This window comes from Bradyrhizobium sp. BR14999 (assembly GCF_056106085.1).
Window position 1 is genome coordinate 4,372,998 of record NZ_CM148536.1, and the last position, 17,129, is coordinate 4,390,126.

Consider the following 17,129-nt stretch of genomic DNA (forward strand, 5'->3'; position numbering starts at 1 on the left):
GTACAGACCCGAGATAGGTATGCACGCCCGCAACCGGAAGCGAATTTAGATCGATTTCAGGGATCAGACGGCGCCACGCGCCCGCTGGACGTCCGGCGGGGTCGCTTCGTCGAGGAGGGCGGCGATCGCCTCCTGCGTCGTCATCACCTTCTGGCCGTCGCTGCCGAGCCGGCGGACCGAGACCGAATGCGTCTCGGCTTCCTTCTTGCCGACCACGAGCAGCGCCGGGATCTTGGCCAGCGAGTGCTCGCGGACCTTGTAGTTGATCTTTTCGTTCCGCAGGTCGATCTCGACCCGAAGGCCTGCGCGCCGCGCCTGCTCGACGACCTGCTTGGCGTATTCGTCGGCTTCCGAGGTGATGGTGGTGACCACCACCTGCACCGGCGAGAGCCAGAGCGGGAAGTTGCCGGCATAGTGCTCGATCAGGATGCCGATATAGCGCTCCATCGAGCCACAGATCGCGCGGTGCACCATCACCGGCGGCTTCTTGCCGCCGTCATGGTCGATGTAGAACGCGCCGAAACGCTCCGGCAGATTGAAGTCGACCTGCGTGGTGCCGCACTGCCAGTCGCGGCCGATGGCGTCGCGCAGCACATATTCGAACTTCGGGCCGTAGAAGGCGCCTTCGCCCGGATTGATCTCGGTCTTGATGTGATTGTTCTGCGACTGGATCTCGCGCAGCACGGTCGCCATCACCCGCTCGGCGTGATCCCACATCGCATCGGTGCCGACGCGTTTCTCCGGCCGGGTCGACAGCTTCACGGTGAGATCGCCGGTGAAGCCGAAGTCGGCGTAAGTCGACAGGATCAGGTCGTTGATCTTCAGGCATTCCTCGGCGAGCTGGTCCTCGGTGCAGAAAATGTGCGCGTCGTCCTGCGTGAAGCCGCGCACGCGCATCAGCCCGTGCATGGCCCCGGAGGGCTCATAGCGATGCACGACGCCGAACTCGGCGAGGCGCAACGGCAGATCACGATAGCTCTTCAGGCCGTGCTTGAAGATCTGCACGTGACCGGGGCAGTTCATGGGCTTGAGCGCAAACCAGCGCTTGTCCTCGGCCTCGTCGCCGGCCGACTGCGCCGCGAACATGTTCTCGCGATACCAGCCCCAATGGCCCGAAGTCTCCCACAGCACCTTGTCGAGGATCTGCGGCGCGTTGACCTCGCTGTAGTCGCCGGTCAGGCGGCGCCGCATATAGGCGATCAGCTGTTGGAAGATGGTCCAACCCTTCGGATGCCAGAACACGACGCCCGGACCTTCCTCCTGGAAATGGAAGAGGTCGAGCTCGCGTCCGAGCTTGCGGTGGTCGCGCTTCTCGGCTTCCTCGATCTGCTTGAGGTAGGCGTCGAGGTCCTCCTGCTTGGCGAAGGCGGTGCCGTAGATACGGGTCAGCATCGGATTGTTGCTGTCGCCGCGCCAATAGGCGCCGGCCACCTTCATCAGCTTGAAGGCATTGCCGACCTTGCCGGTCGAGGTCATGTGCGGGCCGCGGCAGAGATCGAACCAGTCGCCCTGGTAGTAGATCTTGATCGGCTCGTTGCCGGGAATGGCGTCGACCAGCTCGACCTTGAAGGCTTCGCCCTTGTCGCGGAACACCTGTTTGGTCTTTTCGCGATCCCAAACCTCTTTGGTGAAAGGTTTGTCGCGCGCGATGATTTCGCGCATCTTCTTTTCGATCGCGGCAAAATCTTCCGGGGTGAACGGCTCGTTGCGGAAGAAGTCGTAGTAGAAGCCATTCTCGATCACCGGGCCGATGGTGACCTGGGTGCCCGGCCACAGCGATTGTACGGCTTCGGCCAGCACGTGCGCGCAGTCGTGACGGATCAGCTCGAGCGCGCGGGGATCGTCGCGATTGACGAGCTCGATCTTCGCGTCGGCCTCGATCGGGTCATTGAGGTCAGCGAGCGCGCCGTCGAGCGCCATCGCTACCGTGCGCTTGGCCAGCGACGGCGAGATGCCCTTGGCGATATCGATGCCGGTGATGCCCTTGTCGAACTGGCGCTGGGCGCCGTCTGGGAAGGTGAGGGTGACCTTGGGGGCGGGAGACACGGGCTTCAGATTGGAGAGGCTGTACTGGAATCCGGATTCGGATTTTGGCTGGTCGGTCATGCTTTTCTCCTGAGGCTCACTCCTGCGAACGAGCGCAGGTAAGCGGGAACGAGCGATATATCAGGCGATTCGGCCTGCGCAATCCGGCAATTCCAAGAAAGTGGCGCGCAAAAGCTGGGACGGTGCACCAACTATTTCAGAGCGCGCCCTTTAATCGACCGCAGCTCTGCTCTACATGCACTTGCATGGAAAGATCGCCTGCTGCCCGCCGCTTCGCGCCAACCGCCCTGATGCTCGGCAACATTGTCACCGGCTGCTCGGTGCTGGCGCCGGCGGGCATGCTGCCGGAATTGGCAACCGGGCTCGACGTCAGCATCCATGCGGCCGGGCTCCTGATCACCTTTGGCGCGATCACGCTGTGCATCGGCTCGCCGCTGACGGCCTGGCTGACCAGCCGCATCGAACGGCGCACGCTGCTCACGATCACGCTGGCCGTGCTCGCCGTCGGCAATCTCGCCTCGGCGTTTGCGCCCGACTATGCGAGCCTCCTTGCCATCCGTCTGGTGATGCTCGCGGTCGGCGCGCTCTATACGCCGCAGGCCGCCGGCACCGCGGCGCTGATCGTGCCGGTGGAGCGGCGCGGCAGCACCATCGCCTACATCTTCCTCGGCTGGTCGCTCGCTGCGGCCGTCGGCCTGCCGCTGATCACCTTCATCGCCAGCCGCTATGGCTGGCGTGCCGCCTATGGCGAGATCGGCGCGCTCGGCTGCATCAGCTTCCTGTTGCTGCTGCTGCGCCTGCCGGCAGGCCTGAAGGGCGCGCCGGTGGATATCAAGACCTGGGCCGAGGTCGGCCGCAGCAAGACAATTCTGCTCCTGCTTGCGATCACCATGCTTCAAATGTCCGGGCAGTTCGTGGTGTTCACCTTCATGGGCCCGCTGCTCAACAAGCTCACCGGCGCCGGACCCGATGCCATCGGCATGGTGTTCGCGCTTTACGGCGTTTGCGGCTTTCTCGGCGTCGCCATCGCGACCCGCGTTGTCGACACCTCGGGCCCTTATCGTACCTCGCTGCTGTTCACCTGCCTGCTGCTTGCGGGGATCACCGGCTGGACGCTTGTCGCGGGCACGTTCGCATCGATGGCGGGCGCGGTCGCGGTCTGGGGCCTTGGCTTTGCCTCGACCAATTCGATGCAGCAGGTGCGGCTGGTCGCGGCCGCGCCGTCGCTGGCATCGGCGACCGTCGCGCTCAACACGTCCGTTCTCTATATCGGTCAGGCGGTCGGCTCGGCCATCGGCGGATTGCTGTTCGCCCGCGAGCTCCTGCACACGGTCGGCTTCGTCGCGGTCGGTTTCGTCGTGTTGGCGCTGCTCCTGGTGCTGTTGACCCGGCCCCGGTCGGCTGCCGCCGTGATGCCCTGAATCCCGCGGCTTCCGCGTGCAAGATGCTTGGCAAACCGCGCGGGAGAGCGCTAGAACGCCCATCATGGGGACCAGAGAGAGTTGACTGAGATGAGGATGATTTTGGCGGTTGCCGCGGTGCTCTATTCAGCCTCCGCATTTGCGCAAGCCGACAAGCCACCGATGGTGGGGGACAAGCCGCTGGTGCAGGTCAAGCCCAAAGGGACTAAGGAGGCGGCGGCCAAGCCCGCCGCGGCGGCGAAGGGCAAGCCGCAATCGATCGCGGCGCGGCTCCAGGCCTGCCTCGAAATCGATGACGGCACCAAGGACCGTCTCAACTGCTACGACGCCGTGATCCCGCCGGCGCCGAAGCCGAAGCCGGCGAAGGCCAAGGGTTACGCAGACTGCCGTTTCTTCAAGGAAGAGGACGAGCGGCTGGCCTGCTTCAACGGCTTTGCCGAGAGCATTCCGAAGCTGCCGAAAACCTAAGCGATAGACCGGGCCCTCAGCGCGCCACGGTCACGTCCGTTTAACGGCTCGATGCGGATGGATTGGTGGAGGCGACGCGCGTGAGCGCAAGCGCGGGCGTCGCCGACATCTTCACCAGGACGTCCTTGAGCGGATCCCGCGTCCAGGCCCTCGTCACGTAATCGCGATGAGTGATGCCCTCGCCAGTCTCGACGAACACCACGCTGCCGGGCCGCAATGGCCCGTCCATGTCCTCGGAGACGCTGATGCCCTTCTGCCTCAGCATGCTCATCAGCTCGCGGTCGCGCCGCGCGGTGTAGCGGGTGTAGGCACTGACGAAGACGCCGGAACGGTGGCTCTCGATCCAGGACGCGAACTTGTCCATTTCGCCATAGACCGCGTCGAGCAGCACGACGCCGCGGACGCGGTCGCTGATGCCGCCGACCTCCAGGCTCCAGGCCGTCGGCAGGAAGCCGCCGCTGTAGCCGACGATCACGATTGGCATGTTCGCGAAGGCCCGCGCGCTGTTGGGATCGCCGGTCAGGCGGGCGAGGTGGTTGGCCGATTCCTCCGTGAAGCGCTTGAGGCCGCCCGCCTGCCAGAACTTGCCGGCGCTGGAATCGGCGGCATCGACCGCCATCTGCGGGGCAAGCAGGATGGCATTGGCGCCGGAATCGGTGATCTGTTTCGGTACCAGCTGGCGGTCGCGCACGTCGCGCTCGAGCGTGGCGCCATTGCCATGGAAGAACACCACGATCACGCCCGGCTTGCGGACGTCGAAATGCTCGGGGACGTGCACCAGCACGCGGCTGTCGCTGTAGGTTTCGTCCTGCCAGTAGACGCGCCCCGAATAGCTGCGGTGGCCGCGGCGGTCGCCTTTGGAGATGTTGAGGAAGGGCGCGTCGGAGGCGGGGTTGTTGCCGAAATAGGGAAAGGCCGACGACTTCATGCTGACGAGCGTCGTCAGATCCTCGCGGGGCGGACGCTTGTAGGGGATCTGCGGCTCGAGCGAAGCGACCTTGTAGGGCGCCTGCTCAGGTTGCGGCTGCTGGACGGCGCGCTTGGGCGAGAAGTCCGACATCTGCCGTTGCAGGAAACTCTCGCTGGCCGAGGGGAAACGCTCCCTGAACTGCGGGGCAGGGAAGCGATCCTCGAACGTGTCGCCGCTTGCCACCTGCGTATTTGTCTTGGCGACCACCTGCACGTTGGCCTGCGAGTTCGCCGCGAGCGCCGCCGGATTGGGCGCCTTGCCGCATTGAACCAGCGTCAGCGACATCGGTACCAAGGCTGAGATCAGGCCGACCCGGAGCACGCGACCGCGCGCGCCGGACATCGTCCGGTCTGCACGAGTGTCAGCTCTCAATTTCGGAACGGCCCCGACCATCCACCCATGACCCCAAGTCACGTCCATCAAGTCGCGTCCATCGGCAATCTTGAGAAAATTGCGCCGACTGGCGTTTAGGCGACGTTAAGCGTCCGGTGAAACTTCCCCACATCCGGAACGCTCAAAGGGACCATGCAATCGTGTCGTGATTGTGGGGGAGGAGAACGGGATTGTCCGGGGTTTGTGCGGGCTTATTGCCCAAGACCGTGCATAAGAGGTGTCAAAATACCCGGTTCGCCTGCCTCATTTAACCCTTGTTAACCCTGCTTGAATTGACTGACCAATCTGCACGATGCTCCCCATGGGGCGAGACGCCTGAGGCTTGAGGACCCGATGACAGCATCAGATGCGGGTACCGCGCCCTGGACTGGCCGGCTGACCGGAAACGGGTCGGGGGTCTCCGTTCTGGTCGCAACCGCCATTGTCGTCGCCGACATGATCGGGGTCGGCGTCTTCACCAGCCTCGGCTTCCAGGTCAAGGACATCCCATCGGGCTTCTCGATCCTGCTGCTCTGGACGGTCGGCGGCATCGTCGCGCTGTGCGGGGTGTTCTCCTACAGCGAATTGGGCGCGATGTTTCCGCGCTCGAGCGGGGAGTACAATTTCCTCGGCCGCGCCTATCATCCCGCCTTCGGCTTTCTCGCCGGCTGGGTCTCGGCGACGGTGGGGTTTGCGGCGCCGGTCGCGCTCGCCGCGATGGCGTTCGGCGAATACGCCAAATCGGTCGAGCCCGAACTGCCGCCGATCCCGCTCGCCATCGGCGTGGTGTGGCTGGTTTCGCTCGTGCAACTGACCGGCGTCAGGCACTCCTCGACCTTCCAGCTGATCTCGACGATTATCAAGGTCGTGCTGATCGTCGCCTTCCTGGTGGCCGGCTTCGTCATCGGCGTGCCACAGCAGATCACCTTCATGCCGCAGCCGGGCGATCTCGCCCACATCGTCAGCGCGCCGTTCGCGATCGGGCTCGTCTTCGTGATGTACTCGTTCTCGGGCTGGAATGCCGCGACCTACATCATCGGCGAGATGAGCACGCCGCAGCGGAGCCTGCCGCGCGCGTTGCTCGCGGGCACGCTGATCGTGCTCGTCCTCTACGTCGCGCTGAACGCGGTGTTCCTCTACTCGACGCCTGTCAGCGCGCTGGCCGGCCAGCTCGACGTCGCCAGTGTCGCCGGCAGCGCCATCTTCGGCGGCCTCGGTGGCCGGATCGTCGGCGCGATGATCTGTGTCGGTCTGATCTCCTCGATCAGCGCGATGATGTGGATCGGCCCGCGCGTGATGATGACGATGGGCGAGGACATTCCGGCGCTGCGCGTGTTCTCGCAGAGGTCGGCGAACGGTGCGCCGGCCTATGCCATCCTGTTTCAGCTCGCGGTCGCGACCCTGCTGCTGTTCACGCGCAGCTTCGAGGCGGTGCTTGACTTCATCCAGTTCGCGCTGCTGTTCTGCTCGTTCTTCACCGTCGCCGGCGTCATCAAGCTTCGCATCACCGATCCCGATTTGCCGCGGCCCTATCGCGCCTGGGGATACCCGTTCACGCCGCTGGTTTTCCTGCTCGTGACCGCGTTCATGATGTACTACCTGTTGACCGAGCGGCCGGTACAGTCGCTGTCGGGGATGCTCGTCATGCTCTCGGGCCTGCTGATTTATGTTGCATTCCGCAGGCGGCCGGTTGCCACTGGCAATTCATCACATCGCGAATAGACATGTTTCGACCCCTGAGAATTGCAGCCATAGCCCTTGCCCTGCTGGCTGCGGCCGTCTCGTCCCCACGTGCCGCCGAGGTCACCTACGACGACACCGCGCGCTTCCTTGCAGGCATGCAGCCTTCGGCGGACTCGCCGCTGGTGCCGCTCACGAAGGATCCGGGCTGGCAGCGTCATGCGAAATTCTTCGATGGCGCCTTCGCCCAGCTCGAGCAACGGCAGCTCTCCAAGATCCGCAGCTGGGCCGACGTCAATCTCGCCGCACCCCGGCCGACCATGTTCTACATGTTCAGTGGCCCGGACTTCCTCTACGCCAACGCCTTCTATGCCAAGGCCAGCACCTACGTGCTCGGCGCGCTCGAACCGGTGGGGGCGGTGCCCGACCTGACGCGGCTGCCGCGTGGTTCGGTCGGCACTGCGCTCTACAACGTCGAGCGCTCGCTCGCCTCGATCCTGAGTTTTTCGTTCTTCATCACCAAGCAGATGAAGGTCGACCTGCACGCCAATCAGGTCAACGGCACGCTGCCGATCCTCTATGTCTTCCTTGCGCGCTCCGGCAAGACCATCCGCAACGTCGAGATGATCGCGCTCGACGACAAGGGCGGGGTGCATACGGCCGGCGACAATCCGGGACCGAACGCGACGCGCGGCGTCCGCATCACCTTCGCCGGCAGCGATGGGGAAGCGCGCACGCTGTATTATTTCTCGACTGATCTTTCCAATTCGGGTGCACGCGCGACCGGCTTCCTGAAATTCTGCGAGACGCTCGGGCCCGGCAACAGCCTGCTCAAGAGCGCGTCGTATCTGCTCCATTCCGGCAATTTCACCGTCGTGCGCGACTGGCTCCTCGCCAACAGCGCCACCATCATCCAGGACGATTCCGGCATTCCGCTTGGGAACTACAGCGCGCGGCAATGGCGGTTCTTCCCGTTCGGCCGTTATCTCGGTCCGATCGATGAATTCCCGGGCCGTTACCAGGAGCGCTACGCCGAACTGTTCACGCGCGCACAACCGATCGATTTCGGCGTGGGCTATCGCTGGCGGACGCACGAGTCGAACCTGCTGCTGTCGGTGAAGGTGCCAGGCAGCGAGACCGCGCCGGCGGAGACCACTTCGTCCGCCGAGCCGTCGCCAAAGCCGCCTCGGCCGAAGCGGTTACGTCCGCCGGAGTCGATCCCGCCGCAGTCCGGGCGCTTTTTCTGGTTCCGCTAGTTACCAGTGCACGCTCTGGCTCGGCACAATCAACGCCGTCGTGCCCGGCGGGGTCGCAAAAGTCGTCGCCAGATACCAGCCGGCGCCGGCGGCGAAAGCGAGCAAGGCGATGGTAGCGAGGAGATCCATTGCTCTGCGGTCGTGGTGGCCCTTGGAGCTGAGATTTGGCCAATGCCTGAAGTGAAAGTTGGGGCTGATTTTCCAGCGCATTGTTGTTTCCTCCCGTAGGAGCATCACAATAACGCGAGGAGAGGGTTCCGGTTCCCCGCAGGGCAAAGATGCGCAAAGCACCGCAGCAACTTAGGACGCGTTGACCCCGCGCCAACGGCCGTAACGCCAGGGCAGGTACCAGCGCGCGCCTTGCGGTGCGGTGAGCGGTACGTTGTCGATGCCCGAGGTGCCGAAGGGATTGCAGCGCAATAGGCGCGCAAGCGTCATCCAGCCGCCCGCCCAGAGTCCGAACCGTTCGATCGCTTCGTCGCCATAGACGGAGCAGGTCGGCAGGTGCCGGCAATTGTAACCGACCAGCGGCGAGAGCGTATGGCGGTAGAGCCAGATCAGAGCGCGGCCGAATCTGCGCGGGAGCCGGAGCGCGCCCGCGACGGGATTGGAACAGTGCTCGCAGGCTGAATGCTTCATGTGCGCTTTGCTGCGACCTTAAGCGACGTATTGCTCGGTTCCGGTGCAGGGAACTGTAAGCTGTTGTTTGCGCGCCATATTTTGCCTGCTTTTTGGGAGCAGTGCAGCAAGTATCTGTGGACGAGCTGTATTCGCCCGGATACCATTTTTATGACGCCCGTGTGTAGAAAACATACGCCTGTATGATGGACTCAGAGGGCGCTACCGGGGATTGTTTGGGGACCTTTGGGGCTTGGGGAAGGAACCAGATTGAGACTTCTGAACTCCCTTAATCTTCGCGGCTGGTTGCTCGTGGGAACCGCCGTCTGTGGAGTCGCGCTGGCTGGCGCCGTCGCGACATTCGGGTCGTCGGCGCGAGCCGGCGCTGCTCTCGAAGAGCGCAAGCTGCCGATGAAGTTCAGCTGGGTGGCCTGCGAGCCGAATTGCCGCGGCTGGATCAGCGCGGTCGGCATCATCACCGCCGATACACCGAAGGATTTCGAGCAGTTTTCGCGCGGACGCCAGCTCGGCGGCGCCACCGTGGTGCTCGATTCCAGCGGCGGTTCGGTCAACGATGCGATCACGCTCGGCCGGCGCTTCCGTAATCTCGGACTTCTGACCACGGTCGGCATCAGCCTCCAGAACCGCGGCGGGCAAGGCGCCCGTCCGGCGGTCGCGTCCGGGGCCTATTGCGAGTCCATGTGCGTGTTCCTGCTGCTGGCCGGCAAGAAGCGCTACGTGCCGGAAGCCGCCCATGTTCGTGTTCATCAGATCTGGATGGGCGATCGCGCCGACGATGCGAAGGCTGCCAGCTACAGCGCGCAGGACCTGATGATCGTGGAACGCGACATCGGCCGGCTGGCCAAATACACCTTCGACATGGGCGGCGCCGGCGATCTGCTGTCGCTCGCGCTCAGCGTGCCGCCGTGGGAGGATTTGCACGAGCTCGACGCCGGTGAGCTCAAGCTCACCAATCTCGTGACAACGGACCTCGTGGCCGACGTGCTGCCGCATGTGGACATCTCCGCGCCGGCGATGGCGGAGCTTGCACCGAAGGCGCAGGCCAGGTTCGGCACGGACCCGGAGCAGCTTGCCAAGTCGACCAAGACCGCGGAAGCCTTGGCGCCGACCGCCGGCGGCGTGGCCACACCAGCCGCGGCGGCGCAGAAGTAAGTTTCCTCTACCGTCGAAACGACGAACCCGGAGTCTAGAGATTGCGGCACGAGATTCCGGGTTCGCGCTGACGCGCGTCCCGGAATGACATTGATGAAACTAGCCCTGCGCCGTCGCCGGCTGCTTCGCCTTAGCCTCGATCTGGCCGATGGCATCCACCACCGCATCGAAGGTCAGCAGCGTCGAGGCATGCCGCGCCTTGTAGTCGCGGACCGGCTCGAGGAACTTGATCTCTTCCCATTTGCCTTGAGGAGGCGCTCCGTTCTCCTTCAGCATCTTGCGAACGGTTTCGCGTAACTCACGGAGTTCGCTCGCAGTCGAGCCGACCACGTGACTTGCCATGATGGATGAAGAGGCCTGTCCGAGGGCACAGGCCTTCACGTCATGGGCGAAGTCGGTGACGGTGTCCCCGTTCATCTTGAGGTCGACCTTCACGGTCGAGCCGCACAGCTTGGAGTGGGCAGTGGCGGAGGCGTCGGGATCCGACAGCCGCCCGAGGCGCGGAATATTCCCGGCCAGTTCGATGATCCGCTTGTTGTAGATGTCGTTCAGCATGTGATGGAGTCCAACACTTCCGCACCGGATCGGCCTTGGCGCGCGCCGTCCACGGTCCTATATAGGGGCGGAACCGGCGGAAAAATAGTCCAGCGGGGGTCCCAGACCATGCGGCCGACGTTGGTGGAGAGGATCTTTTCCACCAGGTTCAATTATTCTGTTCAGGCGTCCGGCGGCTTGCCGCCCCGTCTGCCGGTGACACTCCGGCCGCAAGGCCGTCGAACGGAGTCGATATGGACGCCACGATCAAATCCATCCGCCCCAACAAGCCTTCCGATCGGCAGCCCGAGAGCCGCCCCGCTGAGCTTGATCCTGCCGAATTCCTCGCCGTCGCCGTCCGCGCCGACCAGCCGCGCCCGGCGCGCGCCGAGGCGGAAGCGGCGGTGAAGACGCTGCTCGCCTATATCGGCGAGAACACCGAACGCGAAGGCCTGCTCGACACCCCGCGCCGTGTGGTCGAGGCGTTCGACGAGCTCTATCAGGGCTATCACCAGTGCCCGGCCGAGGTGCTCGACCGCACCTTTGGTGAGACGGCGGGCTATGATGATTTCGTCCTGGTGCGCGACATCGAATTCACTTCGCAATGTGAGCATCACATGATGCCGTTCTACGGCAAGGCGCACATCGCCTATACGCCGGTGGAACGCGTGGTCGGCCTGTCCAAGCTCGCGCGTCTGACGGATATCTTCGCCCGCCGGCTCCAGACCCAGGAGCATCTGACGGCCCAGATCGCGGCCGCCATCGACGAGATCCTCAAGCCGCGCGGCGTTGCGGTGCTGATCGAGGCCGAGCATACCTGTATGTCGGTGCGTGGCGTCGCCAAGCATGGTGCTTCCACCTTCACCAGCCGCTTCACCGGCATGTTCCGCGACAATCCCGCGGAGCAGGCCCGCTTCCTGTCCCTGGTGCGAGGCACGACGCGCTGACCTCGCAAGACCTTATTTTTTTGAGCATGATCTTTTCGGAAAACCGCTTCACACTTTTCCGGATCATGCTCGAGCGAGGGTCCCGTGTCCGCTCACTCCCATGAGATCGAGGAAGGTCTCGCCTTCCTGCCCAAGTTTGACGCGAGCGGTCTCGTGACCTGCGTCGCGACCGATGTCGCCACGGGCGATGTGCTCATGGTCGCGCACATGAACGAGGAGGCGCTGCGCAAGACGATCGCGACCGGCGAGGCTTGGTACTTCAGCCGCTCGCGCAATGCTTTGTGGCGAAAAGGTGAGACATCGGGTCAGACCCAGCGCGTCGTCGAGATGCGCACCGATTGCGACCAGGACGCGATTTGGATCCGCGTCGAGCAGATCGGCGCGGCGTGCCACACCGGGCGCAGGTCCTGCTTCTATCGCAAGGTGGAGGGAGAGGACGGCGGCGCCAAGCTCGTCTTCGTCGATGCGGAGCGGCTGTTCGATCCGGACGCGGTCTATAAGAAATAGCAAGCTGTCATTCCGGGGCGCGCGTAGCGCGAGCCCGGAATCCATCGTACGGCATAACGCGCGGTGGAATGGATTGCGGGCTCGCACCTGCGGTGCGCCCCGGAATGACTCGGGGAAGGGGCGACCCCAGAATTAACCCGGCATTAACCATACCTGTCCCACGGTGAGACGACAGGGCGCCGAATTGCCGGCGTCGCTCAACGCCGCGCGGGGCGGGCACTTCATCATGTCGGTCGGCAATTTCAGCGCGACGCAATCGGCCGGTCTCGATCCGTCGCGGGCGCGCGTCGCCGGCGCGATCAAGCAGGCCTCCAATATCTCCGGCGTCAGCTTCCAGTACATGTTGACCACTGCCAAGATGGAATCTGATTTCGATCCGACGGCCGGCGCCACCACCTCGTCCGCGCACGGGCTCTACCAGTTCATCGACCAGACCTGGCTTGGCACCGTGAAGGAGGCCGGCACCCAACTCGGCTACGGCAGCTATGCCGACGCCATCACCAGGACCTCGTCGGGCACCTACACCGTCGATGATCCCCTGGTGAAGCGGTCGATCATGAAGCTGCGCGACAATCCGGAGGCTGCATCCAACATGGCTGCGGCGCTGACGCAGTCGAACAGTTTCAAGCTCACCGGCCTGCTCGGGCGCAGGCCGAGCGACAGCGAACTCTACATGGCCCATTTCATGGGCGTCGGCGGCGCCGCGAAACTGATCGCCAATGCCGAGGACAATCCGCAAGCCGTCGGTGCGCGGCTGTTTCCCAACGCGGCCGCCGCCAACCGCTCGATTTTCTACGCCAAGGATGGCCGCGCCCGCAGCGTCTCCGAAGTCTATTCGTTGCTCGACGCGCGCTATGCCAGCGCGGCCAATTCGAAAGTGACCCGCAGCGCGATGGCGATGTATGGCGATACGCCCTCGACGACGCAGGTCGCGAGCGCGAATGGCGTGCAGCCCGCTGCGCCGGTCATCGACAACGCCGCTTATCTCCAGACCTTCCCGAATACTCGCGCCATGACGCCCGTCAGCGCGACGTCGCCAACGACGCTCGCGGACAATGCGCCGAGCACGCCGGTGTTTCGTTCGATCTATCAGCCCGGCGACGTCACGCAGCCGGTCTCGACCACCGTGCAGAAATTGTGGGGCAACAACGCCTCACTCACCTCGGTCGCATCCGCGATGCCGGACGTGCGGCCGCCTCAGCCGCTCGATCTCTTCAGCGATCGCAGCGGCACGTTCTCAAGCTAACTCACTGCTCGAAGAATAAATCGCTCGCGTCCCGGACGCGCCGGGCTGCGTCCGTGCACGAAATCCAGATCTTTGTGCGCAACTGCGTCAACACCGTCATTGCGAGCGCAGCGAAGCAATCGAGAATCTCACCGTGGATACATTTTCTGGATTGCTTCGCTGCGCTCGCAATGACGGAGCGTGGGCGAGGGCTGGCGCTCCCTCGTGTCCGGCCTTTGTTCCCTTAACAAAACGTCAATAAAACCAGCCAGTTATGGTGAACGCTTTGTTAAGCGTCGTGGTTTATTTTGTGTTGCAGGTGACAAGCCGTCACCATTTTTCGTTTTCGTTGCGTAAGCCGGAAGCACCATGATTGTTCGGCAGTTCATTAATTGGATCAGGACGGCGTCCGCCGGCGAGCGGGCCGAGGCGACGCGGGCGTTGGCCCGGGCCTGGCTGATCTCGAACCTTTCTCATGACGATCGCGTCGCCGCCGAAGGCGCGCTCTTGATGTTGCTCGACGATCCCTCGCCGCTGGTGCGGCAGGCGATGGCCGAGGCCTTTGCGCGCAGCACCGAGGCGCCGGCCGCAATCGTGCGGGCGCTGTCGGCGGATCAGCCGACGGTTGCGCTGCCCGTGCTCGAACATTCTCCGCTGCTGATCGATGCCGATCTCGTCGACATCGTCGCCACCGGCAATGACGAGGTGCAATGCGCGGTCGCCCGCCGTATCGCGCTGCCGGTCTCGGTCTGTGCCGCCATCGCCGAGGTCGGCTGCGCGGCTGCGGCGCTGGAGCTGATCGAAAATCCCCATGCCGAGCTCGCGCCGTTCTCCTGGAATCGCATCGTCGAGCGCCACGGCCATCTCGCCGCGATCCGCGAGGCGATGCTGGTGCTGGAGGATCTGCCGGCCGTAACGCGCGCGGCGCTGGTGGCCAAGCTTTCCGAGACCCTTGCGCAGTTCGTCGTGGCCCGAAACTGGCTGAGTGCCGACCGTGCCGAGCGCATCACGATCGAGGCGCGCGATCGCTCCACCATGAACATCGCGGCGCGCTCGCGTGGCGAGGACATGCAGGGCCTGGTGCGGCACCTGCGCATCACCGGCCAGCTCACCGCGGGTCTGATCCTGCGGGCGCTGCTGTCGAGCAATCTCGACCTGTTCGATGCGGCGCTCGCTGAACTCGCCGATCTGCCGCTGGCGCGCGTCTCGGCGCTGCTGCACGACCGCGGCGGCAACAGCCTGCACGCGCTGCTCCGCCGCGCGGGGCTGCCCGAGGCGACATTCGCGGCATTCCAGGTCGCACTCGATGCCTGCCACGAGCAGGGCTTCGTCGACAGTGATGATGGTGCGGCGCGGCTGCGCCGGCGCATGGTCGAGCGCGTGCTTACCCATTGCGAGACCGACCGCGGCGCCACCGAACCGCTGATGGTCCTGCTCCGCCGCTTCGCCACCGAATCCGCGCGCGAAGAGGCGCGGCTGTTCTGCGACGAGCTCGTCGCGGATGATATGATCGATCCGGTGTACGACGATCTGATCGCGGCGTAACGAGACGCCGTAGGGTGGGCAAAGGCGCATCGCGCCGTGCCCGCCATTTATCTGCGCAGTTGATGTTGATTGGTGGGCACGCTCCTCTTTGCCCACCCTACGATTCTGATCGTGTCGATAGAGCGGAGTCGAAGCCCCAAACTCCATCATTGCGAGAGGAAAGAGCTGAGCCCTTAATCCGCCGGCGCGATGCTCGGCGCCAGGATCACCTCGAGATGCTCGGGGCGGTCGCGGTTGACGTGGGCGAGATATTCGTCGGCGACCTTGCGCAGGCGCCGGCTGAGCTCGGCGGAGACGCTGATGCTGTCGAGCCTGGTGTTCTCGTGCACGATGGCGAGGATCGCGTTGATGTGGTGCGTGAACAGCTCGGCCGGCACCTTCGAAAGATCCGGCGCATGCTCGATGACGCGGCACAGGCTCTCGGCGATTCCCGCTGCCGAAGCAAAGCCGAACGTCGCTGCATCGCCCTTGATGTCGTGTGCGGCGTGGAACAGCTCGTCGCGCAGCTTCTTGGTGAAGCCATCCTGCTGCACGGCGGTCCAGGCGGCGGACAGTCTCTGGACCTCGATCGTCATCCAGTTCCTGAATTCGCCGGACAGGCCCGCCAGCGCTTGCTCGGCACGGGCGACCGGATCGTCCAAGTCCTTTTCTTCGACCCGGCGCAGCACTTTTCGCAAGGGATTGGGCTGCCTGATGACGTGATGCGTGGCGAAGGCCGTGACCTCGATGTCCTTTGCGCTGTTCTTCGCCATGATGCCTGCCTCGTGTGCGCTAGATGGAGGAGCGGGCCTTGTCGAGCAACGAGGGCTGCTGGAGCACCTCGTGCTTTTCGCCGACGCGACGTTCCGGGCCCATATAGGCAGAGTTGGTGTTGCGGCGCCGGTCCGGACCGAAATAGGTCTTGGTCTTGATGAAGGGGCGGGGATTGGCGACCACGTTGAGGATGCGCTGATAGAGCCCCTTGGCCGAGATCGGCTTGGCCAGGAATTCGGTGACGCCGGCATCGCGCGCGACCGTGACACGGCGCTTCTCGGAATGGCCGGTCAGCATGATGATCGGCGCGTAGGGATTACCCTTCGACTCCGGCTGGCGGATCATCTGCGCAAGCTCGAGCCCGTCGAAGATCGGCATCGCCCAGTCGGTGATGACGATGTCGGGCACGTAATGGCTGTACATTTCCAGCGCCGTGGCGCCGTCCTCGGCCTCGTAGACTTCGCGTGCGCCGAACGAATGCAGCAGCGTCCGCAGGATGCGGCGCATGTGCGGATTGTCGTCGCAGACGAGGAAGCGCAGCTTGTTGAAGTCGATACGGAACATGACGCCCGGGCCAAAGCGGTCAACCTTCGTTAACCATATCGTGGCGGGGGTTAATGAAGGGTTGCGATCGGGCTCTCCGGACGGTGCTGGCCGGCGGCTCAGTAGCCGAACTGTTCGCGTAGAATCCGTTCTTCCAGGCTGTGACCGGGATCGAACAGCATCCGCATCGAGATGGTCTTGTCGGAGAGAACCTCGACCCGGAGGACGTCGCGCACCTCGTCGTGGTCGGCAACCGCTGCGACGGGGCGCTTGTCGCCTTCCAGCACCTCGATCACGACATAGGCGGTGTTGGGCAGCAGCGCGCCGCGCCAGCGGCGCGGGCGGAAGGCGCTGATCGGCGTCAGCGCCAGCATCGCGGCGTTGATCGGCAGGATCGGCCCCTGGGCGGACAGGTTGTAGGCAGTCGATCCCGCCGGCGTCGCCACCAAGATGCCGTCAGCGATCAGCTCGGACATGCGCTCTCGCTCGTCGATCAAGATCCTCAAGCGTGCCGCCTGATAGGTCTGCCGGAACAGGGCGACCTCGTTGATGGCGTGATGCAGGTGGACGCGGTCGTTGACGTCGGTCGCCCGCATCAGGAGCGGATTGATCTCGGATTCGTGCGCCGCCTCGAGACGCCTGCGCAGATCGTGCGTCGAGTATTCGTTCATCAGGAAGCCGACCGTGCCGCGGTGCATGCCGTAGATCGGCTTTCCCGTGTGCATGTTCTGGTGCAGAGTCTGGAGCATCAAGCCGTCGCCGCCGAGCGCGACGACGACGTCGGCTTCCCTGGGGGCGCAATTGCCATAGTCCCGGGTGAGCTGGGCGAAGGCGGACTGCGCCTCGCTGCTCGGGCTGGCGACGAAGGCGATCCGGTCGTATCGCGAGGTCTTGGTCATGGCTTCCCGGGCAGGTGCCGCTGGCTCGAGTAAGTTCCGCCCGGCTCGTCTATACGACCTGGGCCTCGATTGTCGAGGAGGACCGCCTTTCAAGGCAAACGGGCGACCGCCGGGTTCAGGACAAAACAGGGTCGTTTCAAGCCCGGTCGGCCTCTTCGAGGGACGCCGGACC

At 64.3% G+C, this 17,129-nt stretch carries 17 protein-coding genes; 9 read left to right on the forward strand and 8 right to left on the reverse strand.

What is annotated here, in order from left to right; all coding sequences use genetic code 11:
* Positions 1-63: 63 nt before the first annotated feature.
* The gene (gene thrS / locus ACR9YP_RS20105) at positions 64-2,106 is read right to left on the reverse strand and encodes a threonine--tRNA ligase (RefSeq protein WP_474220951.1); all 2,043 of its coding nucleotides are present in this window, start codon (positions 2,104-2,106) and stop codon (positions 64-66) included.
* A 185-nt stretch (positions 2,107-2,291) separates the two neighbouring features.
* Between thrS and ACR9YP_RS20110 the strand changes: the two genes are divergently transcribed.
* Together ACR9YP_RS20110 and ACR9YP_RS20115 are read left to right on the forward strand one after the other, a co-directional pair.
* Positions 2,292-3,467, forward strand: coding sequence for an MFS transporter (locus tag ACR9YP_RS20110; RefSeq protein WP_474220952.1), 1,176 nt, complete (start codon positions 2,292-2,294; stop codon positions 3,465-3,467).
* Positions 3,468-3,557: 90 nt separating this feature from the next.
* Positions 3,558-3,935: a hypothetical protein gene (locus ACR9YP_RS20115; protein WP_091889385.1), complete on the forward strand. Its 378-nt coding sequence runs from the start codon at positions 3,558-3,560 to the stop codon at positions 3,933-3,935.
* A 40-nt stretch (positions 3,936-3,975) separates the two neighbouring features.
* On the opposite strand, the gene ACR9YP_RS20120 is transcribed toward ACR9YP_RS20115, so the two are convergent.
* Complete coding sequence (locus ACR9YP_RS20120; protein ID WP_474221095.1) at positions 3,976-5,298, reverse strand: alpha/beta hydrolase; 1,323 nt, start codon at positions 5,296-5,298, stop codon at positions 3,976-3,978.
* Between the two features lie 333 nt (positions 5,299-5,631).
* Between ACR9YP_RS20120 and ACR9YP_RS20125 the strand changes: the two genes are divergently transcribed.
* Complete coding sequence (locus tag ACR9YP_RS20125; RefSeq protein WP_474220953.1) at positions 5,632-6,999, forward strand: APC family permease; 1,368 nt, start codon at positions 5,632-5,634, stop codon at positions 6,997-6,999.
* 2 nt (positions 7,000-7,001) lie between these two features.
* Entirely contained in the window at positions 7,002-8,213 is a 1,212-nt protein-coding gene (locus ACR9YP_RS20130) for a hypothetical protein (protein WP_474220954.1), read from the forward strand.
* On the opposite strand, the gene ACR9YP_RS20135 is transcribed toward ACR9YP_RS20130, so the two are convergent.
* Positions 8,214-8,423, reverse strand: coding sequence for a hypothetical protein (locus ACR9YP_RS20135; RefSeq protein WP_474220955.1), 210 nt, complete (start codon positions 8,421-8,423; stop codon positions 8,214-8,216).
* 90 nt (positions 8,424-8,513) lie between these two features.
* Positions 8,514-8,852, reverse strand: a complete 339-nt coding sequence (gene yidD / locus ACR9YP_RS20140; protein WP_091889374.1) for a membrane protein insertion efficiency factor YidD — start codon at positions 8,850-8,852, stop codon at positions 8,514-8,516.
* Between the two features lie 249 nt (positions 8,853-9,101).
* Between yidD and ACR9YP_RS20145 the strand changes: the two genes are divergently transcribed.
* Complete coding sequence (locus tag ACR9YP_RS20145; RefSeq protein ID WP_474220956.1) at positions 9,102-10,004, forward strand: COG3904 family protein; 903 nt, start codon at positions 9,102-9,104, stop codon at positions 10,002-10,004.
* 99 nt (positions 10,005-10,103) lie between these two features.
* On the opposite strand, the gene ACR9YP_RS20150 is transcribed toward ACR9YP_RS20145, so the two are convergent.
* A complete protein-coding gene (locus ACR9YP_RS20150; protein WP_128945663.1) occupies positions 10,104-10,559 on the reverse strand; it encodes an iron-sulfur cluster assembly scaffold protein in 456 nt (151 codons plus the stop codon).
* 233 nt (positions 10,560-10,792) lie between these two features.
* Between ACR9YP_RS20150 and folE the strand changes: the two genes are divergently transcribed.
* The 4 genes from folE to ACR9YP_RS20170 all read left to right on the forward strand — a co-directional run bounded on the left by folE (position 10,793) and on the right by ACR9YP_RS20170 (position 14,762).
* Positions 10,793-11,485, forward strand: a complete 693-nt coding sequence (gene folE, locus ACR9YP_RS20155) for a GTP cyclohydrolase I FolE (protein WP_091889368.1) — start codon at positions 10,793-10,795, stop codon at positions 11,483-11,485.
* 84 nt (positions 11,486-11,569) lie between these two features.
* On the forward strand, positions 11,570-11,992 hold the full coding sequence (gene hisI, locus ACR9YP_RS20160; RefSeq protein ID WP_370985564.1) for a phosphoribosyl-AMP cyclohydrolase: 423 nt from the start codon (positions 11,570-11,572) through the stop codon (positions 11,990-11,992).
* Positions 11,993-12,176: 184 nt separating this feature from the next.
* Positions 12,177-13,238, forward strand: a complete 1,062-nt coding sequence (locus ACR9YP_RS20165; RefSeq protein ID WP_474221096.1) for a lytic transglycosylase domain-containing protein — start codon at positions 12,177-12,179, stop codon at positions 13,236-13,238.
* Positions 13,239-13,586: 348 nt separating this feature from the next.
* On the forward strand, positions 13,587-14,762 hold the full coding sequence (locus ACR9YP_RS20170; RefSeq protein ID WP_474220957.1) for a DUF2336 domain-containing protein: 1,176 nt from the start codon (positions 13,587-13,589) through the stop codon (positions 14,760-14,762).
* Positions 14,763-14,935: 173 nt separating this feature from the next.
* Here the strand turns inward: ACR9YP_RS20170 and ACR9YP_RS20175 are convergent, their stop codons facing one another.
* The 3 genes from ACR9YP_RS20175 to ACR9YP_RS20185 form a co-directional block, all read right to left on the reverse strand.
* Positions 14,936-15,514 (reverse strand): Hpt domain-containing protein, encoded by a 579-nt coding sequence (locus tag ACR9YP_RS20175; RefSeq protein ID WP_474220958.1) that lies wholly within the window; start codon positions 15,512-15,514, stop codon positions 14,936-14,938.
* 19 nt (positions 15,515-15,533) lie between these two features.
* The gene (locus ACR9YP_RS20180; protein WP_008549760.1) at positions 15,534-16,079 is read right to left on the reverse strand and encodes a response regulator; all 546 of its coding nucleotides are present in this window, start codon (positions 16,077-16,079) and stop codon (positions 15,534-15,536) included.
* Positions 16,080-16,177: 98 nt separating this feature from the next.
* A complete protein-coding gene (locus tag ACR9YP_RS20185) occupies positions 16,178-16,957 on the reverse strand; it encodes an NAD kinase (protein ID WP_474220959.1) in 780 nt (259 codons plus the stop codon).
* Positions 16,958-17,129 lie beyond the last annotated feature (172 nt).